Raw genomic sequence first — 25,613 nt, forward strand, 5'->3', positions numbered from 1 at the left:
GCCCATGCGCCGGGCATCCGGCATGGCGCATCGCGCTGCTTGGCCGCGAGCCTGAAGTGCCTAGTAGCCGCTGCTTCGCCAGCTACCTTCTGGGCGATGCTCAGGCATGGTGCTTGGCTGAGTCAGCTGGCTCATTGCGGCTGCCGCCAGCCACTCAGCCCATCTTGTAATGAGAGCGTCCATGTCAGAGGAATCGATGGGCGTGAATCGCCAAGCGACCTGGTGGACGTCCATCCCTGGATTTAGAGCAGCCCTCGCTTTGCTGTCGGGAGCTAGCGCGAAAGGCTCCACGGTCAACCTCTTGGCCGACAACATGGGATGCGTCATGAACGCGGTCTCGAACCACTGGTAGGTCCCTTTTGTTTGGGCATCGCAGAACCAGATAGCGTGGCTTCGCCCTTGATATCCGTAATAGTTGGCCGGGAATCGCAGTGAGATTGTGCCGTAAGCGATTACGTCGAAGGGTACGGTGTGCTCGCCCTTCCATACCTCGATTTGAGCCTCGTTGGCAGCGGAAAAACCAAGCTGCGCCTGCCCGAGGGTGAAAATCCATCCGCCCTCGCGGCCGAGTTTGATAGTCCCGGCAGAGGCTACCGAGCTCAGGGAATCAAGAAAGTTACTTGCGATACGTTCCAGTGACTTCTTGGCGGAAGTGAAAAGCTCTCCCCGACGCTCTTGCTCTGTCTGGAACTGCGATGCTTTCCGCGCCTCTGATGCTCGCCTTGAAGTCTCTTCGCGATTTGCTTCGGCGAGAGCCGCCAGGCCGGACGCCTGGGGCGCGGTCATGAAGCGCTCTAGTCGTGCCAGCAGGTTGCTTGGGGTCGGACGTGCCTCGGGGGCCTTGAACAGGCAGTCCTCTACCAGTGCTGCAAGGTGTGGTGGAATTCCAGTCAGGGGTGGCGGATCCGAATGCAAGTGCTGATCGTTGAAATCGGGCCCTTGGAAGGGGATCGTCCCTGTCAGCAGTTCGTATGCCAGTACGCCGACGGAGTAGACATCTGATGCGATTGTCGCGCGCTGCAGCCTCCACCTTTCCGGAGCTACGTATGCGTTGGTCCCGCTGAGCTTCCAAGTGTGAGTTGCCGTGGCTGCGTCGGCGTATCTCGCGAGTCCGAAGTCAGACAGGCACCAGACCCCGTCTAGGAGCAAGGTGTTTTCGGGCTTGATATCCCGATGGACGACGTCGCCATCAAGGTCAGAAAGCGCGATCGTGATATCCCGAACGATACTCATGGTTTCGGCCGGTGTGAGGATTCCACCAGCAGCGGTCAAGTGATCGCGCAGAGACTTCTCTGCTCGGGGCATGACGATGACCCAGTCGTCGCCGTGATCGCCGCTGTCGATAATCGGAACGACGTTGCGGATGCCTTCGCCAGAGAACAGCATCTCCCGGTCGGCTCCAGGCCTCTTGGGAATGAGCTTCACTACCGCCGCCGTGCCTTCAGGCCCACGAGCCTCGAAGACGCGCCCGAACCCACCCGCCCCGAGGGGGGCGTCAAGGGTCCACTTGCGCTTCAACTGGATCTCCAACCTGCGCCTCGCTTCAGTCACTTGCTCACGACGATGCCTTGGGCGAATCATGCCGGATTGGTCCGGCCGTAGGGGCGCGTATGCCGGTTCGTCAGAGCGGACGGTGCGGAGGTTCAGACGCGCGCGAACCGTCCGCGCGCTGCCGTGGATCAGGCGAGTCTCTGGACTCTGTGTGGACGGTTACGGCGGAAGGGCTACCCGGGAGCGGGTAAAGCGCAGGTCAGCGCCGCTGCGGCGGCGCGAACGCCAGAAGTCTGTAAATCCGTCGGCTTAGCCTACCCAGGTTCGAATCCTGGCGCCGCCACGCGATAAGAACGGCCCCTGATCAGCGGAAACGTTGATCAGGGGCCGTTCTGCTGTGTAAGTGAGACAGGCCCGGGCCCTCTCGCCGTACGCCGCTGGTTCAGCCGCTTGGCCGAGGTGCGATGAGTTCCTCGGCGTCCGGCGGTCATACCTGTCGAAACCCGGTGCCGAGGAGGGCTTCTGATGCGCAGCGTGACCTACTCGATGAGCGTCTCGCTCGACGGCTACATCGTCGGGCCCGACGGCCGCTTCGACTGGACCGTGCCCGAGGAGGAGGTCTTCCGCTTCTGGATCGACGAGATTCGGGACGTGGGCGTCCATCTGCTGGGCCGACGGCTGTACGAGACGATGCTGTACTGGGAGACCGCCGACCAGGATCCCTCGCTCGACGACTCCATGCGCGAGTGGACCTCGCTCTGGAAGCCGCTCCCCAAGGTGGTGTTCTCCACCACGCTCTCGGAGGTGCAGGGCAACGCCCGTCTGGCTTCCGGCAGCGTGCCGGAGGAGATCGAGCGGCTGCGGGCCGAACCGGGGGAGGGCGACATCGCGATCGGCGGCGCGACCCTCGCCGCCGAGGCGGCCGCGGCGGGGCTGATCGACGAGTACCGGGCCATGGTCTACCCGGTGTTGCTCGGCGGTGGCATCCCGTTCTTCTCCCGGGGCGGGCGCCGGGTGGATCTCGAACTCGTCGAGACCCGCACCTTCGGGTCGAGAGTCGTCTACCTCCGCCACCGCGTGGTGCGTTAGCCGGGCGGGGGCTACTCGCCCGCCACCGCCTTCACCGCCACCGTCACCGGCGTCGAGCCGCTGATCAGTTGCAGGGTCAGGCCCGCCGTGCCCGGGGTGTCCAGGAGCTCGGCCAGGACCGCCGCGACGTCGTCGCGGGGGATCGGGCCGCGGCCCGTCGAGGCCTCCAGGCGGACCAGGCCCGTGCCCGCGTCGTTGGTGAGCATGCCGGGGCGCAGGATCGTCCAGTCCAGGCCCGTACGGGCGCGTACGGCGTCGTCAGCCGCGCCCTTGGCGCGCAGGTAGGCGTCGAAGACCTCGTCGCCCTGGTGGGCGGAGTCCGCGCCCATCGAGGAGACGACGACGAACCGGCGCACGCCCGCCCGTTCCGCCGCGTCCGCGAGGAGGACCGCCGCCGCGCGATCCACCGAGTCCTTGCGGTCCACGCCGCTGCCCGGGCCCGCACCGGCCGCGAAGACCGCCGCGTCGGCGCCCTGCAGCGCCGCGGCGACCATCTCCACCGTCGCCGACTCCAGGTCCAGGACGATCGGTTCCGCACCCGCCGCGCGCAGGTCGTCGGCCTGCTCGGGCCTGCGGATGAGCCCCGCCGGCTCGTGCCCCGCCGCCGAGAGCAGGCGCTCCAGGCGCAGGGCGATCTGACCGTGTCCTCCAGCGATGACAATGCGCATACTCACGACCGTACGACGGGACCGGCCGGAGGGCTTCCCGGCTCCGGGCGTTCCGGCCGGGCCTGGCGCGGCAGATCGAGCGCCGCCGCGGAGTCGCAGTACTCGCGGACCGCGCTCGTCCGCGCCACCACCCGCCCCCGGTGCACGACGATCCGGCTGTACGCGAGGGACAGCACGCCCGAGAGGCGTTCGCCGCGCACGGCGAGCAGTTCGGCGGGGAAACCGGCCTCGACCCGTACCTCGGTCAGCCCCATCGCCGTACGCGCCGCCGCGCTCACCGCCCCGTACGCGTCCTCCGCCGACAGCCCGCCGAGCGAGGCCAGCAGATATGCGGCCTCGAGCGGGTCCCCGCGTCCCACCGGGTTGGAGACGTCCCGAAGCGCCCCGCTGCCGGCCGCGAGCCGCACCCCCGCTGCCCGCAACAGCCGGACCGGTGCCGCCCCGCGCCGCTCCGTCGCCTCGCAGCCGCCCTGCGGCAGGCAGACCACCGTCACGCCGGCGGCCGCCAACTGGTCCGCGGCCCGCCGCGCCGCGTCCGAGGGGATCCGGGACAGCCCCGCGCACGGGCCGATCGCCACCCCCGGCCGCAGCCCGCCCGCCATGGCGGCGAACCGGGCGAGCCGCGCCGGGTCGTCCGCGTCCGTGTGCAGGTCCACCGGGCAGCCCTGCTCGGCCGCCACTTCGAGGACCGCCTCCACGTACCCGGTCGGGTCGGGGTCGAGGTCCGGGCAGCCCCCCACCACGCTCGCGCCCATCTTCACCGCGTCCCGCAGCATCGCGAGCCCGTCCGCGCCCGCCGAGCCGGTCAGCAGCCGGGGCACCGCGACCGTCGTCAGGTCCACCAGGCCGCGCAGCGAGCGCCGGGCCTGGAGCACGGCTTCGAGGGGGCCGAGCCCGTGGACGTCGCCGATCCGGACGTGCGCGCGCTGTGCGGTGGAGCCGTGGCCGAGCTGGAGCAGCGCGGCCTCGGTGGCCCGCCGCTGCACCTCCTCGGGGGTGTACGAGACGGGGCCCGGGGTGTCGGCGCTGAGGGCGGTGTCCGCGTGGGCGTGCGGCTCGGCGGGCGCGGGGAGCAGCAGATAGCCGGCCAGATCGACGCGGGCGCCGACGGCCGTGAGGCTGCCCGCCGTTCCGACGGCCTCGATCCGGCCCCCGACGAGCCGGACGTCCACCGTCCGGCCGTCGGTGAGGCGGGCGTTGGAGAGCAGGAGCGAGGTGGAGTCGGCGGTGGCAGCGGACCGGTCGTCGGGCGGCTGGGGCTGCTTGCTGTCGGCTGACATCGGGCTCCTCAAGGCTCCTCAAGTTCAAGCTCAAGATCAAGATCACGCAGCGTGGGGCCGAGCCTAGGGGCGGTCCGGCCGCCCTTCGAGGAGGAGCGCAATAGTCGTACTGATGAGGCCACGAGTGGCGTACGTGTGGCGTGCGAGTGGCTCACGGGGTGGGGGTGACGGGTCCGCGCGCGTGCCCGCCGGCGGGGGCCACGAAACGGATTTGGGCGATCGGCGGAGGACCGTGTAATGTCTTCATCGCTCGCCCCAATAGCTCAGTCGGTAGAGCGTCTCCATGGTAAGGAGAAGGTCTACGGTTCGATTCCGTATTGGGGCTCTGGTGAGAAGGAACCCGTCTTCGGACGGGATCCGGATCATCAAAGCGGTGTAGCTCAGTCGGTAGAGCAAGCGGCTCATAATCGCTGTGTCACCGGTTCAAGTCCGGTCACCGCTACACACGGTAGCCGATTGTGGGGTCGGTCCTTCGATCGGCTACTCTTCTATGCGTTCATCCGTCCATCCGTCCGTCAAGGAGCACTCACGTGGCTGCCACCGACGTCCGCCCGAAGATCACGCTGGCCTGCGTGGAGTGCAAGGAGCGGAACTACATCACCAAGAAGAACCGGCGTAACAACCCGGACCGTCTTGAGATGAAGAAGCACTGCCCCCGCTGCAACTCGCACACTGCACACCGCGAGACGCGTTAATCAGGCTCGTACACGAGGCCGTCCCCGCCAGGGGGCGGCCTCGTGTCGTTTGTCGGCAACAAATCCAGGAGGTATCGAGTCCATGGCGCTCGACCAGTCCTTCGTGGGCCGGACCTATCCGCCCACCGCGCCCTACGAGGTCGGACGCGAAAAGATCCGCGAGTTCGCCGAGGCGATCGGCGACGCGAATCCCGCCTATGTCGATCAGGAAGCGGCGAAGGCGCTCGGTCACCCCGATGTGATCGCTCCGCCGACTTTCGTGTTCGCGATCACGTTCAAGGCGGCCGGGCAGGTCGTCGAGGACCCGCAGCTGGGCCTGGACTACGACCGTGTCGTGCACGGCGACCAGAGGTTCGCGTACACCCGACCGGTGCGGGCGGGGGACCGGCTCTCGGTCGTCTCGACCATCGAGGCGATCAGGACGATGGCCGGCAACGACATCCTGGACATCCGCGGTGAGGTCCACGACGAGACCGGCGAGCACGTCGTGACCGCCTGGACCAAGCTCGTCTCGCGCGCGCCCGAGGAGGCCTGAGCCATGGCAGCGAAGATCGCTTACGACGAGGTCGAGGTCGGCACCGAGCTGCCGGCGCAGTCCTTCCCCGTGACGCGCGCCACGCTGGTGCAGTACGCGGGCGCCTCCGGGGACTTCAACCCGATCCACTGGAACGAGAAGTTCGCCCGCGAGGTCGGCCTGCCGGACGTCATCGCGCACGGCATGTTCACCATGGCCGAGGCGATCCGGGTCGTGACCGACTGGGTCGGCGACCCGGCGGCCGTCGTCGAGTACGGCGTGCGGTTCACCAAGCCGGTGGTCGTGCCGAACGACGACGAGGGCGCGGTGATCGAGGTCGGCGCCAAGGTCGCGGCGAAGCTGGACGACGGGCTGGTCCGGGTGGACCTGCTCGCGAAGTCGGCCGGGCAGAAGGTCCTGGGCGTGTCCCGGGCCGTCGTCAGGCTCGCGTAACCCGCCGGTTCCGGGGGCGGGTGGCCGCGGAGAGCGACCGCCCGGCCGGCGCGCCCCTGCCGCATCGCCCCCTGACGGGCGGGCATCGCCCCCTGACGGGCCGCACCGCCCCCTGCCGGGCGTGTACCGCCCCCCGGCCGGGGGTCCGGCCCGTCAGGTGGTCGGGGCGGGGCGAGCCCGTACTCTTGAGCGCGTGCAGGAACTCCACGACGCTCCCCTCGCCCCCCTGACCACCTTCCGGCTCGGCGGGCCCGCGGCCCGGCTCGTCACGGCCACCACCGATGACGAGGTGATCGCCGTCGTCCGTGAGGCGGACGCCGCCGGGACGCCGCTGCTCGTCGTCGGTGGCGGGTCCAACCTGGTCATCGGCGACAAGGGGTTCGACGGGACCGCCCTGCGCATCGCGACCAAGGGCTTCGCGCTCGACGGTGCCACGCTGGAGCTCGCCGCCGGTGAGGTCTGGACCGACGCCGTCGCGCGGACCGTCGAGGCCGGGCTCGCCGGGATCGAGTGCCTCGCCGGGATCCCCGGATCGGCCGGAGCGACCCCGATCCAGAACGTCGGCGCGTACGGCCAGGAGGTCTCCGCCACCATCACCGAGGTCGTCGCCTACGACCGCCGGGCCGACGAGACCGTCACCCTCGCCAACGCCGACTGCGACTTCTCCTACCGCCACAGCCGCTTCAAGGCCGCCCCGGACCGCTACGTCGTGCTGCGCGTCCGCTTCGAGCTGGAGGACGCGGCGGGGCTCTCCGCGCCGATCAAGTACGCGGAGACCGCCCGTGCCCTCGGCGTCGAGGCCGGCGACCGTGTCCCGCTCGCGCGGGCCCGGGAGACGGTCCTGAAGCTGCGCGCCGGGAAGGGCATGGTCCTGGACCCCGACGACCACGACACCTGGTCGGCGGGCTCCTTCTTCACCAACCCGATCCTCACGACGGCCGAGTACGAGACCTTCCTGGCCCGCGTCGCCGAGCGGCTCGGCTCCGACGTGACCCCGCCGGCCTTCCCCGCGGGCGCGGACGGCGACGTCAAGACCTCGGCCGCCTGGCTCATCGACAAGGCCGGTTTCACCAAGGGCTACGGCGCCGGCCCCGCCCGTATCTCCACCAAGCACACCCTCGCCCTCACCAACCGCGGCGAGGCCACCACCGAGGACCTCCTGGCGCTCGCCCGCGAGGTCGTCGCCGGTGTACGGGACGCCTTCGGGATCACGCTCGTCAACGAGCCCGTCACCGTGGGCGTCAGCGTCTGACCAAGTCCGTGGAACCCTCCGGGGGCCCCGGGTCGTCGCGTGGGTGACAGGCTCCCGGGAAGCGGGTGGGCGGCGGTGCCGGAGTGGCCCGCCGGTGCCGCGGAGACCCCGAGGACGACCACGTGCCGCCCGGTGGAGGCCCGGGGCGACGGCTGGGGGCAAGGCGCCGCCGCGTGCCCGTCGTCCTTCAGTACGCCACCCCCACGGCCTGCCTGACCGTGGCCCGGTCGGTCAGCGCCGCCAGCATGGCGTGCGCGACGTCCGCGCGGGCGAGGGTGCGGCCCCGGGGAGGAGTACCGCCGACGACCGTGCGGTAGCGGCCGGTGACGGGCTTGTTCGTGAGCTTGGGCGGGCGTACGGACGTCCACTCCGTGGCGCTCGCCGCCAGCTCGCCCTCCATCACGCGCAGATCCGCGTAGATGTCCTTGTAGAGGGTGTTGATGATCGGGAGCACGGCCTTCTCGATGATCGACTGGCCGTCCGGTACGGGGCCCAGCGGGGCGGCGCTGACCACGACGAGACGCCGGACGCCCGCGGAGTCCATGGCGGCGAGGACCGAGCGCGTGAGCTTCGCGGCGACGCCGGCGTCCGCGCGGGTGCGGGCACCCAGGCCGGAGAGGACCGCGTCCTTGCCGGCCACCGCTCCGCGCAGCGCTTCGGGGTCCGCCAGGTCCGCACGGTAGACCTCCAGGCGCTCGCCCGTGACGGTGAACCGCGCCGGGTCCCGTACGACGGCCGTCACGTCGTGGCCGTCGGCCAGGCCCTGGCGGACGATCTCCCGGCCGACTCCGCCGGTGGCTCCAAAGACGGTGAGCTTCATGGCACGCCTTCCTGAAGAGGGGTGGGTGAGTGTTCACTCACCCCTAGGGTGGGTGGGTACTCACTCACCCGTCAAGTGCGTTCGGAGCGTGCATGGAACAGAAGCCGACCCGCGTCCGGATCATCGACGCGGCCCACCGCCTCATGCGCACCGCGGGCCTGGCCCGGACCACGACGAAGGAGATCGCCAAGGAGGCGGGCTGCTCGGAGGCGGCGCTCTACAAGTACTTCCCGAGCAAGGAAGACCTGTTCGTGACCGTCCTCAACGAACGACTGCCCCAGCTCGGGGGACTTCTCGGCACCCTCGTCACCGACCCCGGCGGCCGCGGCGTCGAGGAGAACCTCACCGAGATCGCCCGGCAGGCCGCGCTCTTCTACGAGCAGACCTTCCCGATCGTCGCCTCGCTCTACGCCGAGCCGAGCCTCAAGCGACGCCACGACGACATCCTGCGCGAACTCGGCGTCGGCCCGCACCGGCCGATCGAGGGCGTCGCCGCCTACCTCCGCGCCGAACAGCAGCACGGCCGCGTCGGCCCCGCCGCCGACCCGCTCGCCGCCGCCTCACTGCTCCTGGGCGCCTGTGCCCAGCGCGCCTTCGCCTGGGAGATGACCGCCGACGGCCGCCCCCCGCAGGATGTCGACACCTTCGCGGCCTCCGTCGCCCGCACCCTCATGGCGGGCATCGCGATCGAGAGGCCCTAGCCCGCCGTCGGAGCCGTCAGCCAGTCGTCGACGCCCGAGAGAAGCTTCTGCCGGACGTCTTCGGGAGCCGCCGAGCCGCGGATCGACTGGCGGGCCAGCTCGGCCAACTCCACGTCCGTGAAGGCGTGGTACCGGCGGGCGATCTCGTACTGGGCCGCAAGGCGCGACCCGAAGAGCAGCGGGTCGTCCGCGCCCAGGGCCATCGGGACGCCGGCCTCGAAGAGCGCGCGCAGCGGAACGTCCTCGTGCTTCTCGTAGACCCCCAGCGCCACGTTGGACGCCGGGCAGACCTCGCAGGTCACGCCCTTCTCGGCGAGCTTGCGCAGCACCCGGGAGTCCTCCGCCGCCCGCACCCCGTGGCCGATCCGCGCCGCCCGGAGGTCGTCCAGGCAGTCCCGTACCGACGAGGGGCCCGTCAGCTCACCGCCGTGCGGGGCCGCGAGCAGACCGCCCTCGCGGGCGATGGCGAAGGCCCGGTCGAAGTCGCGGGCCATGCCACGGCGCTCGTCGTTGGAGAGCCCGAAGCCGACCACGCCCCGGTCCGCGTACCGCACCGCGAGCCGGGCGAGCGTACGGGCCTCCAGCGGGTGCTTCATCCGGTTCGCCGCCACCAGGACCCGCATCCCGAGCCCCGTCTCGCGCACGGCCGAGTCGACCGCGTCGAGGATGATCTCCATCGCCGGGATCAGCCCGCCGAGCAGCGGGGCGTACGAGGTCGGGTCGACCTGGATCTCCAGCCACCCCGAGCCGTCCCGTACGTCCTCCTGGGCCGCCTCGCGCACCAGGCGGTGGATGTCCTCGGGCTCCCGCAGACAGGAGCGGGCGATGTCGTACAGCCGCTGGAAACGGAACCAGCCGCGCTCGTCGGTGGCCCGCAGCTTGGGGGGTGTGCCGCTGCTCAGCGCCTCCGGGAGATGGACGCCGTACTTGTCCGCCAGCTCGATGAGCGTGGTGGGCCGCATCGAGCCGGTGAAGTGCAGATGCAGATGCGCCTTCGGCAGCAGGCTGATGTCGCGGAAGGCCTGACCGGCAGGATGCTCGGAGAGGTGCTCGGAGAGGTGCTCGGAAACGTATGGGGGGTGCGAGGGGCGTCCCCCTGAAGAGGCCAGCATTGAAGGATCCTGCCGCACCCGAATGGCCGAACACAGCCCCTTTCCCCGATCGGGACCTTGCTAGAACGTAAAAACGGGCCCCCGGTTCCGGAGAACCAGGGGCCCGTACGGGAGCGCGGGACTAGTCGCGCGCCTCCGCCAGCAGCTTCTGGATCCGGGACACGCCCTCCACCAGGTCCTCGTCCCCCAGCGCGTACGAGAGCCGCAGGTAGCCGGGGGTGCCGAAGGCCTCGCCCGGGACGACCGCGACCTCGGCCTCGTCCAGGATCAGCGCGGCCAGCTCGACCGAGTCCTGCGGGCGCTTGCCGCGGATCTCCTTGCCGAGCAGCCCCTTCACCGACGGGTACACGTAGAACGCGCCCTCGGGGGTCGGGCAGAGGACGCCCTCGATCTCGTTGAGCATCCGCACGATGGTCTGGCGGCGCCGGTCGAAGGCGCGGCCCATCTCGGCGACGGCGTCCAGGTTGCCCGAGACGGCGGCGAGCGCGGCCACCTGTGCCACGTTGCTCACGTTGGACGTGGCGTGCGACTGCAGGTTCGTCGCGGCCTTCACGACGTCCTTCGGCCCGATGATCCACCCCACGCGCCAGCCGGTCATCGCGTACGTCTTGGCGACACCGTTGACGACGATGCACTTGTCGCGCAGCTCGGGCATGACCGACGGCAGGGAGACGGCGGACGCGTCGCCGTACACCAGGTGCTCGTAGATCTCGTCCGTCAGCACCCACAGGCCGTGCTCGACGGCCCAGCGGCCGATCGCCTCGGTCTCGGCCTCGCTGTAGACGGCGCCGGTGGGGTTCGACGGGGAGACGAAGAGGACGACCTTGGTCTTCTCCGTGCGCGCCGCCTCGAGCTGCTCCACCGAGACGCGGTAGCCGGTGGTCTCGTCGGCGACGACCTCGACCGGGACACCACCCGCGAGCCGGATCGACTCCGGGTACGTCGTCCAGTACGGGGCCGGGACGATGACCTCGTCGCCCGGGTCGAGGATCGCGGCGAACGCCTCGTAGATCGCCTGCTTGCCGCCGTTGGTCACCAGGACCTGGGAGGCGTCGACCTCGTAGCCGGAGTCGCGCAGGGTCTTCGCGGCGATGGCGGCCTTCAGCTCGGGCAGACCGCCGGCCGGCGTGTAGCGGTGGTACTTCGGGTTCTTGCACGCCTCGACGGCGGCTTCGACGATGTAGTCAGGCGTCGGGAAGTCGGGCTCACCCGCGCCGAACCCGATCACAGGGCGCCCGGCGGCCTTGAGGGCCTTGGCCTTGGCGTCGACGGCGAGGGTGGCGGACTCGGAGATCGCACCGACGCGGGCGGAGACCCGGCGCTCGGTCGGAGGGGTAGCAGCGCTCATACGGCCATGCTCCCAGACCGCGTTTCCGTCCGGCACACAGGTTTCAGGGTGCGGACAGGACCGGTCATTCTCGGTCGTACGACGGCCCGTGAGGGCTCCGACGTGCTTTCTGTTCGACGCGGCGCTCATGAACACGTACACTCACTGCTCGTTGGCCCTCACCGACCACGTCTCACGATGCGGTAGGTTGGGGAAGCCACAAAGGGTCGTAGCTCAATTGGTAGAGCACCGGTCTCCAAAACCGGCGGTTGGGGGTTCAAGTCCCTCCGGCCCTGCTACACACACCGCCAGGATGTGTGCGCATGTACGTACTTCGATGCACCGCCGTGCGGATCCACCCGGCACGGCACTGCCATGACCCGGGATCAGGTGAGAAGCGTGACGGACGCCGTGGGCTCCATCGACATGCCTGATGCCGAGGACGAGGCTCCGGACTCGAAGAAGAAGGCCCGCAAGGGCGGCAAGCGCGGCAAGAAGGGCCCCCTGGGCCGTCTCGCGCTCTTCTACCGCCAGATCGTGGCGGAGCTTCGCAAGGTCGTCTGGCCCACTCGCAGCCAGCTGACGACGTACACCACGGTAGTGATTGTCTTCGTTGTCATCATGATCGGTCTCGTGACCGTGATTGACTATGGCTTCCAGGAAGCAGTCAAGTACGTCTTCGGCTGACTTCTTGTTCCACCCCATCTGTATCCAGGAAGAAGCAGCCACCGTGTCTGACCCGAACCTGAACGAGTCTGTTTCCGAGGACGAGCTCGACATCCTCGAGGCGGCCGACGAGGACCAGGCTGAGGCTGCTGACGCCGCTGCGGGCGAGGCTGCCGAAGAGGCCGCCCTCTCCGTCGAGGACGACTCCGAGGAGTCGGACACCGACGTCGAGGACGCCGCCGACGTCGAGGACGAGTCCGACGTCGAGGACGAGTCCGCTGACGACGCCGACGTCGAGGCCGAGGCCGGGCTGGAAGAGGCCGAGGAGGCCGAGGAGGAGCCCGCCGCTCCCGTCGACCCGATCCAGGCCCTCCGCGACGAGCTGCGCGGCCTGCCCGGCGAGTGGTACGTGATCCACACCTACGCGGGCTACGAGAAGCGCGTGAAGGCCAACCTCGAGCAGCGTGCCGTCTCGCTGAACGTCGAGGAGTTCATCTACCAGGCCGAGGTGCCCGAGGAAGAGATCGTCCAGATCAAGAACGGCGAGCGCAAGAACGTCCGGCAGAACAAGCTGCCCGGCTACGTGCTCGTCCGCATGGATCTGACGAACGAGTCCTGGGGCGTCGTCCGCAACACCCCCGGCGTCACCGGCTTCGTGGGCAACGCCTACGACCCGTACCCGCTGACCCTGGACGAGATCGTCAAGATGCTCGCCCCGGAGGCCGAGGAGAAGGCCGCCCGCGAGGCCGCCGAGGCCGAGGGCAAGCCGGCTCCGGCCCGCAAGGTCGAGGTCCAGGTCCTGGACTTCGAGGTCGGCGACTCGGTCACCGTCACCGACGGCCCCTTCGCCACCCTCCAGGCCACGATCAACGAGATCAACGCCGACTCGAAGAAGGTCAAGGGCCTCGTCGAGATCTTCGGTCGCGAGACCCCGGTCGAGCTCAGCTTCGACCAGATCCAGAAGAACTGACCCTCACAGGTTTCCGACCAGGTCAGAGTGGCTCTCGTAGCCGCTCTGACCTGCTCGGTTTTTAGCCGCACGTCTATACCCGTTATCGTTGTGCGGTATGCCTCCATCCGGATGACCGGATCGGCGGCTGAACACTCTCACTAGGACCCGGAGAGAGCAATGCCTCCCAAGAAGAAGAAGGTCACGGGGCTTATCAAGCTCCAGATCAACGCTGGTGCGGCCAACCCGGCCCCGCCGGTCGGTCCCGCGCTGGGCCAGCACGGCGTCAACATCATGGAGTTCTGCAAGGCCTACAACGCCGCGACCGAGTCGCAGCGTGGCATGGTCGTGCCGGTGGAGATCACGGTCTACGAGGACCGTACCTTCACCTTCATCACCAAGACTCCGCCGGCCGCCAAGCTGATCCTCAAGGCCGCGGGTGTGGACAAGGGCTCCGGCGAGCCGCACAAGACCAAGGTCGCGAAGCTCACGGCCGCCCAGGTCCGCGAGATCGCCACGGTCAAGCTCCCCGACCTGAACGCCAACGACCTGGACGCCGCGTCGAAGATCATCGCCGGCACCGCCCGTTCCATGGGCATCACGGTCGAGGGCTGATCAGCCCCCTTGTGACCTCAGTGGTAGGGCCAGCGCCGGCCCGCACCACGACTCCACACCTGAACAAACAGGAGAAGCAGTGAAGCGCAGCAAGGCACTCCGCGCCGCGGACGCCAAGATCGACCGGGAGCGCAACTACGCCCCCCTCGAGGCCGTCCGTCTGGCCAAGGACACCGCCGCCACCAAGTTCGACGGCACCGTCGAGGTCGCCTTCCGCCTGGGCGTCGACCCGCGCAAGGCCGACCAGATGGTCCGTGGCACCGTGAACCTCCCGCACGGCACCGGTAAGACCGCCCGGGTCCTGGTCTTCGCGACCGGTGACCGTGCCGAGGCCGCGATCGCCGCGGGCGCCGACATCGTCGGCTCCGACGAGCTCATCGACGAGATCTCCAAGGGCAACCGCCTGAACGAGTTCGACGCCGTTGTGGCCACCCCGGACCTCATGGGCAAGGTCGGCCGCCTCGGCCGCGTCCTCGGCCCGCGTGGTCTCATGCCGAACCCGAAGACCGGCACCGTCACCCCCGATGTCGCCAAGGCTGTCAACGACATCAAGGGCGGCAAGATCGAGTTCCGCGTCGACAAGCACTCGAACCTGCACTTCATCATCGGCAAGGTCTCCTTCGACGAGACGAAGCTGGTCGAGAACTACGCCGCGGCTCTGGAGGAGATCCTCCGTCTGAAGCCGTCCGCCGCCAAGGGCCGCTACATCAAGAAGGCGACCCTGACGACGACGATGGGCCCCGGCATCCCGCTGGACTCCAACCGCACCCGCAACCTCCTCGTCGAGGAGGACCCGGCCGCGGTCTGAGCCCACACGGCTCACTGAGTGGTCAGCCGGCCCCTCAGCCCTCCTCGGAGCGGCTGAGGGGCCGGCTTTCTCGTACGACCGCCCCCGGCCGGTGGCGCGGGCTCTCAGGGGCCGCCAGGGGACTCGGAAGGCCCCGGACGCCCCCGTGAGGCGACCGCCGGGCCCCCGCCGGGCTCGGCGAGAGCTGAGCCGTACGGGCGGATTTGCTCCTCGCGGCAGGCGTCGCGTACTCTTCCACAGAAGCCAAAGACCGCTGGTCGTTGCCGTGCTCTCGTAAGAGATCCGGTGGCCGAAGGTTCGCTGAGACGCGAACGGCCCGCGCAGGTGATCGTGGAAGAGTTCCCGGATCTTGATCCGGTCGAGCTGAGCCCCGTGCGCCTGCGCCGGGGCGTTTCTCTTTGTTCAGCCCCTTCTGAGCGGTCCTCATCACCCGGAAGGAGGCCGACGCTCTATGGCAAGGCCCGACAAGGCTGCCGCGGTAGCCGAGCTGGAGGACAAGTTCCGCAGCTCGAACGCCGTCGTGCTGACCTCGTACACGGGGCTCACCGTGGCGCAGCTCAAGACGCTGCGTCGTTCGCTCGGTGAGAACGCCCAGTACGCCGTGGTGAAGAACACGCTGACCAAGATTGCGGCCAACCAGGCCGGGATCGCGTCGCTCGACGACCAGCTCGCTGGTTCGACCGCGGCCGCCTTCGTCACCGGTGACCCGGTGGAGTCGGCGAAGGCTCTGCGTGACTTCGCCAAGGACAACCCGAACCTCGTCATCAAGGGCGGTGTCCTTGATGGCAAGGCGCTGACCGCCGACGAGTTCAAGAAGCTTGCGGACCTCGAGTCCCGCGAGGTTCTGCTCAGCAAGCTGGCCGGCGCGTTCAAGGGCAAGCAGTCCCAGACTGCCTCGCTCCTGCAGGCGCTGCCGTCGAAGTTCGTCCGCACCGCGGAGGCGCTTCGCGTCAAGCTCGCCGAGCAGGGCGGTGCCGAGTAACTCGGCTCGCGCAATGATCGCCGTCCACTAGGGCGACGGTCGCAGCGGGCCGAACGTACGCCCGCCTACATGTACATCCGGCACCTGCCGAATTAGTGGAAGGACGCCATCATGGCGAAGCTGTCCCAGGACGACCTGCTCGCGCAGTTCGAGGAGATGACCCTCATCGAGCTCTCCGAGTTCGTGAAGGCCTTCGAGGAGAAGTTCGACGTCACCGCCGCCGCGGCCGTCGCCGTCGCCGGCCCGGCGCAGGGTGGCCCCGCCGCCGAGGTCGCCGAGGAGCAGGACGAGTTCGACGTCATCCTCGAGGGTGCGGGCGACAAGAAGATCCAGGTCATCAAGGTCGTGCGTGAGCTCACCTCCCTGGGCCTGAAGGAGGCCAAGGACCTCGTCGACGGCACCCCGAAGCCGGTCCTCGAGAAGGTCGCCAAGGAGGCCGCGGAGAAGGCTGCCGAGTCCCTCAAGGCCGCCGGCGCCTCCGTCACGGTCAAGTAAGACCCTGCGAGTCTCCTGACTCGTTCTGGCGCCTCTCAGGCGCCTCGCCAAGGGCGATCACCCATCCGGGTGGTCGCCCTTCGGCGTACCCCGGGACGGGCGTGGCGGGGGTCGTGCGAGCCCGGGGGAGCGGAGTATGGTGATCTTCGCCGTGCGCCCCGCTGGCCGGGGGGCCTTGACGAACCGCACGCAGCGCGCAATTCTCAGGACGCGTCGTCACAACGATCCGTATCCGAGGCATGGATCGACGGCGGAACGGGCAGTATCGAGGTGCGCCGCACGGCGCGAGGTACCGCGGAGTTGAGAACAACGAGGGTTGCGAATTACTCGCCCTGGACATCAGTGGGCCAAGTGGCTACACTGACCCTTTGCGCTGCCTGTTAGCTGCCCCCTGCCCGTCACCCGGGGCATACCCTCGCGAGAGCATTGTCGGCAGACCTGACCTGAGCTGGGCTTTTGGCCATATCGGGAAATGTCTGTCCCTCTGCGTCGCTGGGGACCGGTACGCGCGTAGTGAGTCCGAGCCCTCGGAAGGACCCCCTCTTGGCCGCCTCGCGCAACGCCTCGACCAATACGAACAACGGCGCCAGCACCGCCCCGCTGCGCATCTCCTTTGCAAAGATCAAGGAGCCCCTCGAGGTTCCGAACCTCCTCGCGCTGCAGACCGAGAGCTTTGACTGGCTGCTCGGAAACGCCGCCTGGAAGGCTCGCGTCGAGGCAGCTCTCGAGTCGGGACAGGACGTCCCCAGGAAGTCGGGTCTGGAGGAGATCTTCGAGGAGATCTCTCCGATCGAGGACTTCTCCGGGTCGATGTCGCTGACCTTCCGCGACCACCGCTTCGAGCCCCCGAAGAACTCGATCGACGAGTGCAAGGACCGTGACTTCACGTACGGCGCCCCGCTCTTCGTCACGGCCGAGTTCACCAACAACGAGACCGGCGAGATCAAGTCCCAGACGGTCTTCATGGGCGACTTCCCGCTCATGACGAACAAGGGCACCTTCGTCATCAACGGCACCGAGCGTGTCGTGGTCTCGCAGCTGGTCCGTTCGCCGGGCGTCTACTTCGACTCCTCGATCGACAAGACGTCCGACAAGGACATCTTCTCCGCCAAGATCATCCCGTCCCGGGGTGCCTGGCTGGAGATGGAGATCGACAAGCGTGACATGGTCGGTGTCCGCATCGACCGCAAGCGCAAGCAGTCCGTCACCGTCCTCCTGAAGGCGCTCGGCTGGACCACCGAGCAGATCCTGCAGGAGTTCGGCGAGTACGAGTCCATGCGCGCCACCCTGGAGAAGGACCACACCCAGGGCCAGGACGACGCGCTGCTCGACATCTACCGCAAGCTCCGTCCGGGCGAGCCGCCGACCCGCGAGGCCGCTCAGACGCTGCTCGAGAACCTCTACTTCAACCCGAAGCGCTACGACCTCGCGAAGGTCGGCCGCTACAAGGTGAACAAGAAGCTCGGCGCGGACGAGCCGCTGGACGCCGGTGTCCTGACCACCGACGACATCATCGCCACGATCAAGTACCTGGTGAAGCTCCACGCGGGCGAGACCGAGACGATCGGCGAGTCGGGCCGGGAGATCGTCGTCGAGACCGACGACATCGACCACTTCGGCAACCGTCGTCTGCGGAACGTCGGCGAGCTCATCCAGAACCAGGTCCGTACGGGTCTGGCTCGTATGGAGCGCGTCGTGCGTGAGCGCATGACCACCCAGGACGTCGAGGCGATCACGCCGCAGACCCTGATCAACATCCGGCCGGTCGTCGCCTCCATCAAGGAGTTCTTCGGCACCAGCCAGCTGTCGCAGTTCATGGACCAGAACAACCCGCTGTCGGGTCTGACGCACAAGCGTCGTCTCTCGGCGCTGGGTCCCGGTGGTCTGTCCCGTGAGCGGGCCGGCTTCGAGGTCCGAGACGTGCACCCGTCCCACTACGGACGCATGTGCCCGATCGAGACCCCCGAAGGCCCGAACATCGGTCTGATCGGTTCGCTCGCCTCGTACGGCCGCGTCAACGCGTTCGGCTTCATCGAGACGCCGTACCGCAAGGTCGTCGACGGCCAGGTCACCGACGAGGTCGACTACATCACGGCCGACGAAGAGGACCGCTACGTCATCGCCCAGGCGAACGCGACCCTGAACGACGAGCTCCGCTTCACCGAGCCGCGCGTTCTGGTCCGCCGCCGTGGTGGCGAGGTCGACTACGTCCCGCCGACCGAGGTCGACTACATGGACGTCTCGCCGCGCCAGATGGTGTCGGTCGCGACGGCCATGATCCCCTTCCTCGAGCACGACGACGCCAACCGTGCCCTCATGGGCGCGAACATGATGCGTCAGGCGGTGCCGCTGATTAAGTCCGAGGCCCCGCTCGTCGGTACCGGCATGGAGTACCGCTGCGCCACCGACGCCGGTGACGTGCCGAAGGCCGACAAGGACGGTGTCGTCCAGGAGGTCTCGGCCGACTACATCACCGTCGCCAACGACGACGGCACGTACACCACGTACCGGATGGCCAAGTTCTCCCGCTCGAACCAGGGCACCTCGGTCAACCAGAAGGTCGTCGTCTCCGAGGGCGACCGGGTCATCGAGGGCCAGGTCCTCGCCGACGGTCCGGCCACCGAGAACGGTGAGATGGCGCTCGGCAAGAACCTGCTCGTGGCGTTCATGCCGTGGGAGGGTCACAACTACGAGGACGCGATCATCCTGTCGCAGCGCCTCGTGCAGGACGACGTCCTCTCCTCGATCCACATCGAGGAGCACGAGGTCGACGCCCGTGACACCAAGCTCGGCCCGGAGGAGATCACCCGGGACATCCCGAACGTCTCCGAGGAGGTCCTCGCCGACCTCGACGAGCGCGGCATCATCCGTATCGGTGCCGAGGTCGTCGCCGGCGACATCCTCGTCGGCAAGGTCACGCCCAAGGGTGAGACCGAGCTGACCCCGGAGGAGCGTCTGCTCCGCGCGATCTTCGGTGAGAAGGCGCGTGAGGTCCGTGACACCTCGCTGAAGGTGCCGCACGGCGAGACCGGCAAGGTCATCGGCGTCCGCGTCTTCGACCGCGAGGAGGGCGACGAGCTTCCCCCGGGCGTGAACCAGCTGGTCCGCGTCTACGTCGCCCAGAAGCGCAAGATCACCGACGGTGACAAGCTCGCCGGCCGTCACGGCAACAAGGGTGTCATCTCCAAGATCCTTCCGATCGAGGACATGCCCTTCCTCGAGGACGGCACCCCGGTCGACATCATCCTCAACCCGCTGGGTGTCCCGTCCCGAATGAACCCGGGACAGGTCCTGGAGATCCACCTCGGCTGGCTCGCCAGCCGCGGCTGGGACGTCTCCGGTCTCGCGGACGACTGGGCGAAGCGCCTGCAGGCCATCGGCGCCGACCAGGTCGCCCCGGGCACCAACGTCGCCACCCCCGTCTTCGACGGTGCGCGTGAGGACGAGCTCGCGGGTCTGCTCCAGCACACGATCCCGAACCGCGACGGCGAGCGCATGGTGCTCCCCTCCGGCAAGGCGCGTCTGTTCGACGGCCGCTCCGGCGAGCCGTTCCCGGACCCGATCTCGGTCGGGTACATGTACATCCTCAAGCTCCACCACCTGGTCGACGACAAGCTGCACGCCCGGTCGACCGGTCCGTACTCGATGATCACCCAGCAGCCGCTGGGTGGTAAGGCCCAGTTCGGTGGCCAGCGCTTCGGTGAGATGGAGGTGTGGGCGCTGGAGGCTTATGGCGCCGCGTACGCCCTCCAGGAGCTGCTGACGATCAAGTCCGACGACGTGACCGGCCGCGTGAAGGTCTACGAGGCCATCGTCAAGGGCGAGAACATCCCTGAGCCCGGCATCCCCGAGTCCTTCAAGGTGCTCATCAAGGAGATGCAGTCCCTGTGCCTCAACGTGGAGGTGCTGTCCTCGGACGGCATGTCCATCGAGATGCGCGACACCGACGAGGACGTCTTCCGCGCAGCGGAGGAGCTCGGTATCGACCTGTCCCGGCGCGAGCCGAGCAGCGTCGAAGAGGTCTGACGGGAGTCCGGTACGGGGACTCGGTGCAGTCCACTGAGTCCCCGGCCGGCCCCAGGACCCCCGTTTCAGACCCCAAGACTTACAACCCTGAGAGGGATTGACGCATAGTGCTCGACGTCAACTTCTTCGATGAGCTCCGGATCGGTCTGGCCACCGCTGACGACATCCGTCAGTGGAGCCACGGCGAGGTCAAGAAGCCCGAGACCATCAACTACCGCACCCTGAAGCCCGAGAAGGACGGACTCTTCTGCGAGAAGATCTTCGGTCCTACCCGGGACTGGGAGTGCTACTGCGGCAAGTACAAGCGTGTCCGCTTCAAGGGCATCATCTGTGAGCGGTGTGGCGTCGAGGTCACCCGCGCCAAGGTGCGCCGTGAGCGGATGGGCCACATCGAACTCGCCGCGCCCGTCACCCACATCTGGTACTTCAAGGGCGTCCCGTCGCGCCTCGGATACCTGCTGGACCTCGCGCCGAAGGACCTCGAGAAGGTCATCTACTTCGCCGCGTACATGATCACGTTCGTGGACGACGAGCGTCGTACGCGTGACCTGCCCTCGCTGGAGGCGCACGTCTCCGTCGAGCGTCAGCAGATCGAGAACCGTCGCGACTCCGACCTGGAGGCCCGCGCCAAGAAGCTCGAGACCGACCTGGCCGAGCTCGAGGCCGAGGGTGCCAAGGCCGACGTGCGCCGCAAGGTGCGCGAGGGCGCCGAGCGTGAGATGAAGCAGCTGCGCGACCGCGCGCAGCGCGAGATCGACCGTCTCGACGAGGTCTGGAACCGCTTCAAGAACCTCAAGGTCCAGGACCTGGAGGGCGACGAGCTCCTCTACCGCGAGCTGCGTGACCGCTTCGGCACGTACTTCGACGGTTCGATGGGTGCCGCGGCGCTGCAGAAGCGCCTGGAGTCCTTCGACCTGGACGAGGAGGCCGAGCGCCTCCGCGAGATCATCCGTACCGGCAAGGGCCAGAAGAAGACCCGTGCGCTCAAGCGCCTCAAGGTCGTCTCCGCGTTCCTGCAGACCGCGAACAGCCCCAAGGGCATGGTTCTCGACTGCGTGCCGGTGATCCCGCCGGACCTGCGTCCGATGGTGCAGCTGGACGGTGGCCGCTTCGCGACCTCCGACCTGAACGACCTGTACCGCCGTGTGATCAACCGGAACAACCGTCTGAAGCGTCTGCTCGACCTCGGTGCCCCCGAGATCATCGTGAACAACGAGAAGCGGATGCTCCAGGAGGCGGTCGACGCCCTCTTCGACAACGGCCGTCGTGGTCGCCCGGTCACGGGCCCCGGCAACCGTCCGCTGAAGTCCCTCAGCGACATGCTGAAGGGCAAGCAGGGCCGATTCCGTCAGAACCTGCTCGGTAAGCGTGTGGACTACTCCGCGCGTTCCGTCATCGTCGTCGGTCCGCAGCTGAAGCTGCACCAGTGTGGTCTGCCGAAGGCCATGGCGCTGGAGCTCTTCAAGCCGTTCGTGATGAAGCGCCTGGTCGACCTGAACCACGCGCAGAACATCAAGAGCGCCAAGCGGATGGTCGAGCGCGGCCGCACGGTCGTGTACGACGTCCTCGAAGAGGTCATCGCCGAGCACCCGGTCCTGCTGAACCGTGCGCCCACCCTGCACCGCCTCGGCATCCAGGCCTTCGAGCCGCAGCTGGTCGAGGGCAAGGCCATCCAGATCCACCCGCTCGTCTGCACCGCGTTCAACGCGGACTTCGACGGTGACCAGATGGCCGTCCACCTGCCGCTCTCCGCGGAGGCGCAGGCCGAGGCCCGCATCCTGATGCTGTCCTCGAACAACATCCTCAAGCCGGCCGACGGCCGTCCGGTCACGATGCCGACCCAGGACATGGTCCTCGGTCTGTTCTTCCTGACCACCGACGGTGAGCTTCGTGACACCAGGGGTGAGGGCCGCGCGTTCGGTTCCACGGCCGAGGCGATCATGGCGTTCGACGCCGGCGAGCTGGCGCTGCAGTCGCAGATCGACATCCGCTTCCCGATCGGCACCGTTCCGCCGCGCGGCTGGGTTCCCCCGGTGGAAGAGGAGAGTGACGGCGGCGTCGGGGCAGGTGCGTGGCAGCAGGGTGACTCGTTCCGTCTGCGTACGTCGCTGGGCCGCGCGCTCTTCAACGAGCTGCTGCCCGAGGACTACCCCTTCGTCGACTACTCGGTCGGCAAGAAGCAGCTCTCCGAGATCGTCAACGACCTCGCCGAGCGCTACCCCAAGGTCATCGTGGCGGCGACGCTCGACAACCTGAAGGCGGCGGGCTTCTACTGGGCGACCCGTTCCGGCGTCACCGTGGCCATCTCCGACGTCGTCGTTCCCGAGGCGAAGAAGGAGATCGTCAAGGGCTACGAGGCGCAGGACGAGAAGGTCCAGAAGCAGTACGAGCGCGGTCTCATCACCAAGGAAGAGCGCACTCAGGAACTCATCGCGATCTGGACCAAGGCGACCAACGAGGTTGCCGAGGCCATGAACGAGAACTTCCCCAAGACGAACCCCATCTTCATGATGGTTGACTCGGGTGCCCGAGGAAACATGATGCAGATGCGTCAGATCGCCGGTATGCGTGGTCTGGTGTCGAACGCCAAGAACGAGACGATCCCGCGTCCCATCAAGGCGTCCTTCCGTGAGGGTCTCTCCGTCCTCGAGTACTTCATCTCGACGCACGGTGCCCGTAAGGGTCTGGCCGACACCGCCCTGCGTACCGCCGACTCGGGTTACCTGACCCGTCGTCTGGTGGACGTCTCGCAGGACGTGATCATCCGCGAGGAGGACTGTGGCACCGAGCGCGGTCTGAAGCTGCGGATCGCCGAGCGGGGCGCCGACGGCGTCCTGCGGAAGACGGACGACGTCGAGACCTCCGTGTACGCGCGGATGCTCGCCGAGGACGTCGTCGTGGACGGCAAGGTCATCGCGCCGGCCAACGTCGACCTGGGTGACGTCCTGATCGACGCCCTCGTGGGCGCCGGTGTGGAGGAGGTCAAGACCCGCTCGGTCCTGACCTGTGAGTCCGCCGTCGGCACCTGTGCCTTCTGCTACGGCCGTTCGCTGGCCACCGGCAAGCTGGTCGACATCGGTGAGGCCGTCGGCATCATCGCGGCCCAGTCCATCGGCGAGCCCGGTACCCAGCTGACGATGCGTACCTTCCACACCGGTGGTGTGGCCGGTGACGACATCACCCAGGGTCTGCCCCGTGTCGTCGAGCTTTTCGAGGCTCGTCAGCCCAAGGGTGTCGCCCCGATCTCGGAGGCGGCCGGCCGCGTCCGTATCGAGGAGACCGAGAAGACCAAGAAGATCGTCGTCACCCCGGACGACGGCAGCGACGAGACGGCGTTCCCGATCTCGAAGCGCGCCCGTCTGCTGGTGGGCGAGGGCGACCACGTCGAGGTGGGCCAGAAGCTCACCGTGGGTGCCACCAACCCGCACGACGTGCTGCGGATCCTCGGTCAGCGCGCGGTCCAGGTCCACCTGGTCGGCGAAGTCCAGAAGGTCTACAACTCGCAGGGTGTGTCGATCCACGACAAGCACATCGAGATCATCATCCGGCAGATGCTGCGCCGTGTGACGATCATCGAGTCCGGCGACGCGGAGCTGCTGCCGGGCGAGCTCGTCGAGCGCTCGAAGTTCGAGACCGAGAACCGTCGTGTGGTCACCGAGGGCGGTCACCCCGCCTCCGGCCGTCCGCAGCTGATGGGTATCACCAAGGCCTCGCTGGCGACGGAGTCCTGGCTGTCGGCCGCCTCCTTCCAGGAGACGACCCGAGTCCTGACGGATGCGGCGATCAACGCCAAGTCCGACAGCCTCATCGGCCTCAAGGAGAACGTCATCATCGGTAAGCTCATCCCGGCCGGTACGGGTCTGTCCCGCTACCGCAACATCCGGGTCGAGCCGACCGAGGAGGCCAAGGCCGCGATGTACTCGGCCGTCGGCTACGACGACATCGACTACTCGCCGTTCGGCACGGGCTCCGGCCAGGCCGTTCCGCTGGAGGACTACGACTACGGTCCGTACAACCAGTAAGCGAGTCGCTTGAAGTACCGCAGGGCGGTCACCCCGTTTCGTACGGGGTGGCCGCCCTGCGGCGTTCAGGGCGCGGGTGTGTGCAGCGTCCATGGCTCGTCGGTGTCGACGAGCAGGGAGCCGACCCCGCCCAGGCCGATGAAGAGCCGGGCCGGGCCCTCGCCCTGGGCCAGGATCCGGCCCGCGGTCACGTCACGGACGTCCGGGACGCGGACGAGGAACTCGCCCTGGCCGTGGTGCTCGAAGACGGCGGTGCGGTGCCGGTTCCGGTTCGACACCAGTTCGGAGCCTCTGCCGTGGAGCGTTCCGGCGAGGGAGCGTGCGGTCCGGGCCGGGAGCAGGGTGGTCCACCACGGCCCCTCCGTGGTGATCTCGACCGTCAGGGCCTCGTCGGTGGTGTGCGGCACGGGGACCCGGACGATCGCCGGCCCGTGGAGGTGGTGAGTCAGTCGTACGGTGCGGCGGCCGCGGCTGCCGCCGGTCCGGGCGTGCACCGTGAAGCCGCCCGGGTCCGTGCTCTCGAAGGCCAGCAGGCAGGGCCCCGACCAGCCTTCGGGCTTCGGCAGCCGTACGGTCGCCGGGCCGGTGCCGTGGCTGCACAGGGCGGGGTCGAGCGGAGTGGGCGCTCGGCGTGCGGGGGGAGGGGCGAGGCCGTCGAGCGCGGCGCGCCCCCGGGCGAGGATCTCCGGGACACGCCCCGGGTCGGCCTGCTTCGCCTCGTCATAGGCGTCGAACGCGATGCGCCACCGCGTGTCGCCTGCCGGAGTGCCCTGGCCGTGCGGAGGGTGACGGGCCAGCAGTTCTCCGTACCGGGTGATGGCCGTGTCCGCGGTCTCCTGGCCGCTGCGGGGCGGCAGTGGCGCGGGTGTCGCGGTCCTCGCGGGTGTCGCGGTCCTCGCGGGTGTCGCGGTCCGTGTGCGAAGACGGTGCAGGAGGACTCCCGCGGAGCCGCCCAGGACCGTCGTCGTCAGGAATGCCCACAACAGCCCGGCGGGTGTGGCGCCCAGGACGGGGAACACCGCCCCCAGGGCGAGGCCGAGGCCGGCGGCATGCCTCAGGACGATGTCCCGACGGCGGCCGTCCGGGGCGTCCGGGGTGGTCTCGTGGTGCCGCGTGTGCCGCATGGGAGCTCCTGGCGTGTCCGTCGGCACTAGCCGAGCAGGGCCCGGTGGACACGGAGCAGGGCGCGGGTGCCGACGGCGAGGAGGGCGGGCACGTCGGCGGCCGGGACGCGGCGGGCCAGGTCCAGGATGTCGACCACGACGGCGTACTGGTCGACGACCGCCCGGGGAGTGCTGGGGTGGGCGACGGCGGCCGCGTACTCGGCGGCGACGTGGCCGTACTCGATGACGGTCAGCCCGACCTCGACGTCGAGGTCGGAGAGCGGGTCGCCGGAGGGCGTGGGCAGGACGCGGTCGTGCGCGGTCATGATGAACCTCCCCCTGTGCTGGTTGGACAGCTGACCCCAGTGTCCGCGCGGAGGGGTACGGGCGGCAGGGGCATGGACGCCCCATGTTCGGCCTGCCTTTCCTGCCGGGGACCGGCAGTGCCACGAGGGCGCCGCCACGGCCGCCACCGCTGTCATCGTGGGGTGCGCCGGGGCGTGGAGAGGCCGGGCGGGGGAACTTCCCCCTCCGACAAGGAAAAA

At 68.6% G+C, this 25,613-nt stretch carries 22 protein-coding genes and 3 tRNA genes; 17 read left to right on the plus strand and 8 right to left on the minus strand.

The features are described from left to right. Nucleotides 1-60: 60 nt before the first annotated feature. Nucleotides 61-1,581 (minus strand): serine/threonine-protein kinase, encoded by a 1,521-nt coding sequence (locus ACFUJR_RS03720; RefSeq protein WP_383168428.1) that lies wholly within the window; start codon nt 1,579-1,581, stop codon nt 61-63. 435 nt (nt 1,582-2,016) lie between these two features. On the opposite strand from ACFUJR_RS03720, the gene ACFUJR_RS03725 reads away from it, so the two are divergent. Next, nucleotides 2,017-2,580 (plus strand): dihydrofolate reductase family protein, encoded by a 564-nt coding sequence (locus ACFUJR_RS03725; RefSeq protein WP_383168430.1) that lies wholly within the window; start codon nt 2,017-2,019, stop codon nt 2,578-2,580. An 11-nt stretch (nt 2,581-2,591) separates the two neighbouring features. On the opposite strand, the gene ACFUJR_RS03730 is transcribed toward ACFUJR_RS03725, so the two are convergent. Together ACFUJR_RS03730 and ACFUJR_RS03735 are read right to left on the minus strand one after the other, a co-directional pair. Further along, nucleotides 2,592-3,248: an NAD(P)H-binding protein gene (locus tag ACFUJR_RS03730; protein ID WP_383168433.1), complete on the minus strand. Its 657-nt coding sequence runs from the start codon at nt 3,246-3,248 to the stop codon at nt 2,592-2,594. A 2-nt stretch (nt 3,249-3,250) separates the two neighbouring features. Beyond that, nucleotides 3,251-4,528, minus strand: a complete 1,278-nt coding sequence (locus ACFUJR_RS03735) for an amidohydrolase family protein (RefSeq protein ID WP_383168436.1) — start codon at nt 4,526-4,528, stop codon at nt 3,251-3,253. Nucleotides 4,529-4,780: 252 nt separating this feature from the next. On the opposite strand from ACFUJR_RS03735, the gene ACFUJR_RS03740 reads away from it, so the two are divergent. The 6 genes from ACFUJR_RS03740 to ACFUJR_RS03765 all read left to right on the plus strand — a co-directional run bounded on the left by ACFUJR_RS03740 (nt 4,781) and on the right by ACFUJR_RS03765 (nt 7,442). Continuing rightward, nucleotides 4,781-4,853, plus strand: a tRNA-Thr gene (locus ACFUJR_RS03740). A 44-nt stretch (nt 4,854-4,897) separates the two neighbouring features. Continuing rightward, nucleotides 4,898-4,970, plus strand: a tRNA-Met gene (locus ACFUJR_RS03745). 88 nt (nt 4,971-5,058) lie between these two features. Then, on the plus strand, nt 5,059-5,223 hold the full coding sequence (gene rpmG, locus ACFUJR_RS03750) for a 50S ribosomal protein L33 (protein WP_003956487.1): 165 nt from the start codon (nt 5,059-5,061) through the stop codon (nt 5,221-5,223). Between the two features lie 82 nt (nt 5,224-5,305). Continuing rightward, nucleotides 5,306-5,758 (plus strand): MaoC family dehydratase N-terminal domain-containing protein, encoded by a 453-nt coding sequence (locus tag ACFUJR_RS03755; protein WP_383168439.1) that lies wholly within the window; start codon nt 5,306-5,308, stop codon nt 5,756-5,758. A 3-nt stretch (nt 5,759-5,761) separates the two neighbouring features. Next, complete coding sequence (locus tag ACFUJR_RS03760) at nt 5,762-6,190, plus strand: MaoC family dehydratase (protein ID WP_383168442.1); 429 nt, start codon at nt 5,762-5,764, stop codon at nt 6,188-6,190. 157 nt (nt 6,191-6,347) lie between these two features. Continuing rightward, on the plus strand, nt 6,348-7,442 hold the full coding sequence (locus tag ACFUJR_RS03765) for a UDP-N-acetylmuramate dehydrogenase (RefSeq protein WP_383168474.1): 1,095 nt from the start codon (nt 6,348-6,350) through the stop codon (nt 7,440-7,442). A 187-nt stretch (nt 7,443-7,629) separates the two neighbouring features. On the opposite strand, the gene ACFUJR_RS03770 is transcribed toward ACFUJR_RS03765, so the two are convergent. Next, nucleotides 7,630-8,262, minus strand: a complete 633-nt coding sequence (locus ACFUJR_RS03770) for an NAD(P)-dependent oxidoreductase (protein WP_383168445.1) — start codon at nt 8,260-8,262, stop codon at nt 7,630-7,632. Nucleotides 8,263-8,354: 92 nt separating this feature from the next. On the opposite strand from ACFUJR_RS03770, the gene ACFUJR_RS03775 reads away from it, so the two are divergent. Further along, nucleotides 8,355-8,963 carry a TetR/AcrR family transcriptional regulator gene (locus tag ACFUJR_RS03775; RefSeq protein ID WP_383168447.1) on the plus strand — a complete coding sequence of 203 codons (609 nt, stop codon included), beginning with the start codon at nt 8,355-8,357 and terminating at the stop codon, nt 8,961-8,963. On the opposite strand, the gene ACFUJR_RS03780 is transcribed toward ACFUJR_RS03775, so the two are convergent. Then, nucleotides 8,960-10,075, minus strand: coding sequence for an adenosine deaminase (locus ACFUJR_RS03780; RefSeq protein ID WP_383168450.1), 1,116 nt, complete (start codon nt 10,073-10,075; stop codon nt 8,960-8,962). The genes ACFUJR_RS03775 and ACFUJR_RS03780 overlap by 4 nt on opposite strands. A 121-nt stretch (nt 10,076-10,196) precedes the next feature. Further along, complete coding sequence (locus tag ACFUJR_RS03785) at nt 10,197-11,423, minus strand: pyridoxal phosphate-dependent aminotransferase (protein ID WP_383168453.1); 1,227 nt, start codon at nt 11,421-11,423, stop codon at nt 10,197-10,199. Between the two features lie 202 nt (nt 11,424-11,625). On the opposite strand from ACFUJR_RS03785, the gene ACFUJR_RS03790 reads away from it, so the two are divergent. From ACFUJR_RS03790 to ACFUJR_RS03830, 9 genes are all read left to right on the plus strand, one after another. After that, nucleotides 11,626-11,698: transfer RNA gene (locus ACFUJR_RS03790), tRNA-Trp, on the plus strand. Nucleotides 11,699-11,801: 103 nt separating this feature from the next. Continuing rightward, complete coding sequence (gene secE, locus ACFUJR_RS03795) at nt 11,802-12,089, plus strand: preprotein translocase subunit SecE (RefSeq protein ID WP_137993978.1); 288 nt, start codon at nt 11,802-11,804, stop codon at nt 12,087-12,089. Between the two features lie 43 nt (nt 12,090-12,132). Continuing rightward, the gene (gene nusG / locus ACFUJR_RS03800; RefSeq protein ID WP_383168457.1) at nt 12,133-13,038 is read left to right on the plus strand and encodes a transcription termination/antitermination protein NusG; all 906 of its coding nucleotides are present in this window, start codon (nt 12,133-12,135) and stop codon (nt 13,036-13,038) included. Between the two features lie 159 nt (nt 13,039-13,197). After that, complete coding sequence (gene rplK / locus ACFUJR_RS03805; protein WP_015035536.1) at nt 13,198-13,632, plus strand: 50S ribosomal protein L11; 435 nt, start codon at nt 13,198-13,200, stop codon at nt 13,630-13,632. Nucleotides 13,633-13,711: 79 nt separating this feature from the next. Then, nucleotides 13,712-14,440, plus strand: a complete 729-nt coding sequence (rplA, locus tag ACFUJR_RS03810) for a 50S ribosomal protein L1 (protein ID WP_331912610.1) — start codon at nt 13,712-13,714, stop codon at nt 14,438-14,440. Between the two features lie 451 nt (nt 14,441-14,891). Continuing rightward, nucleotides 14,892-15,422 carry a 50S ribosomal protein L10 gene (gene rplJ / locus ACFUJR_RS03815; protein WP_362362192.1) on the plus strand — a complete coding sequence of 177 codons (531 nt, stop codon included), beginning with the start codon at nt 14,892-14,894 and terminating at the stop codon, nt 15,420-15,422. 111 nt (nt 15,423-15,533) lie between these two features. After that, on the plus strand, nt 15,534-15,917 hold the full coding sequence (rplL, locus tag ACFUJR_RS03820; protein ID WP_383179440.1) for a 50S ribosomal protein L7/L12: 384 nt from the start codon (nt 15,534-15,536) through the stop codon (nt 15,915-15,917). Between the two features lie 543 nt (nt 15,918-16,460). After that, entirely contained in the window at nt 16,461-19,943 is a 3,483-nt protein-coding gene (gene rpoB / locus ACFUJR_RS03825; RefSeq protein ID WP_383179443.1) for a DNA-directed RNA polymerase subunit beta, read from the plus strand. A gap of 107 nt (nt 19,944-20,050) precedes the next feature. Next, nucleotides 20,051-23,965, plus strand: a complete 3,915-nt coding sequence (locus tag ACFUJR_RS03830; RefSeq protein WP_383179446.1) for a DNA-directed RNA polymerase subunit beta' — start codon at nt 20,051-20,053, stop codon at nt 23,963-23,965. A 65-nt stretch (nt 23,966-24,030) separates the two neighbouring features. Here ACFUJR_RS03830 and ACFUJR_RS03835 read toward each other — a convergent pair whose 3' ends face one another. Further along, nucleotides 24,031-25,089, minus strand: coding sequence for a hypothetical protein (locus ACFUJR_RS03835; RefSeq protein WP_383181694.1), 1,059 nt, complete (start codon nt 25,087-25,089; stop codon nt 24,031-24,033). 26 nt (nt 25,090-25,115) lie between these two features. Next, nucleotides 25,116-25,394, minus strand: a complete 279-nt coding sequence (locus tag ACFUJR_RS03840) for a hypothetical protein (RefSeq protein WP_383181697.1) — start codon at nt 25,392-25,394, stop codon at nt 25,116-25,118. Between the last annotated feature and the right edge of the window lie 219 nt (nt 25,395-25,613).

This window comes from Streptomyces sp. NPDC057271 (assembly GCF_042668715.1).
Lineage (GTDB): Bacteria > Actinomycetota > Actinomycetes > Streptomycetales > Streptomycetaceae > Streptomyces.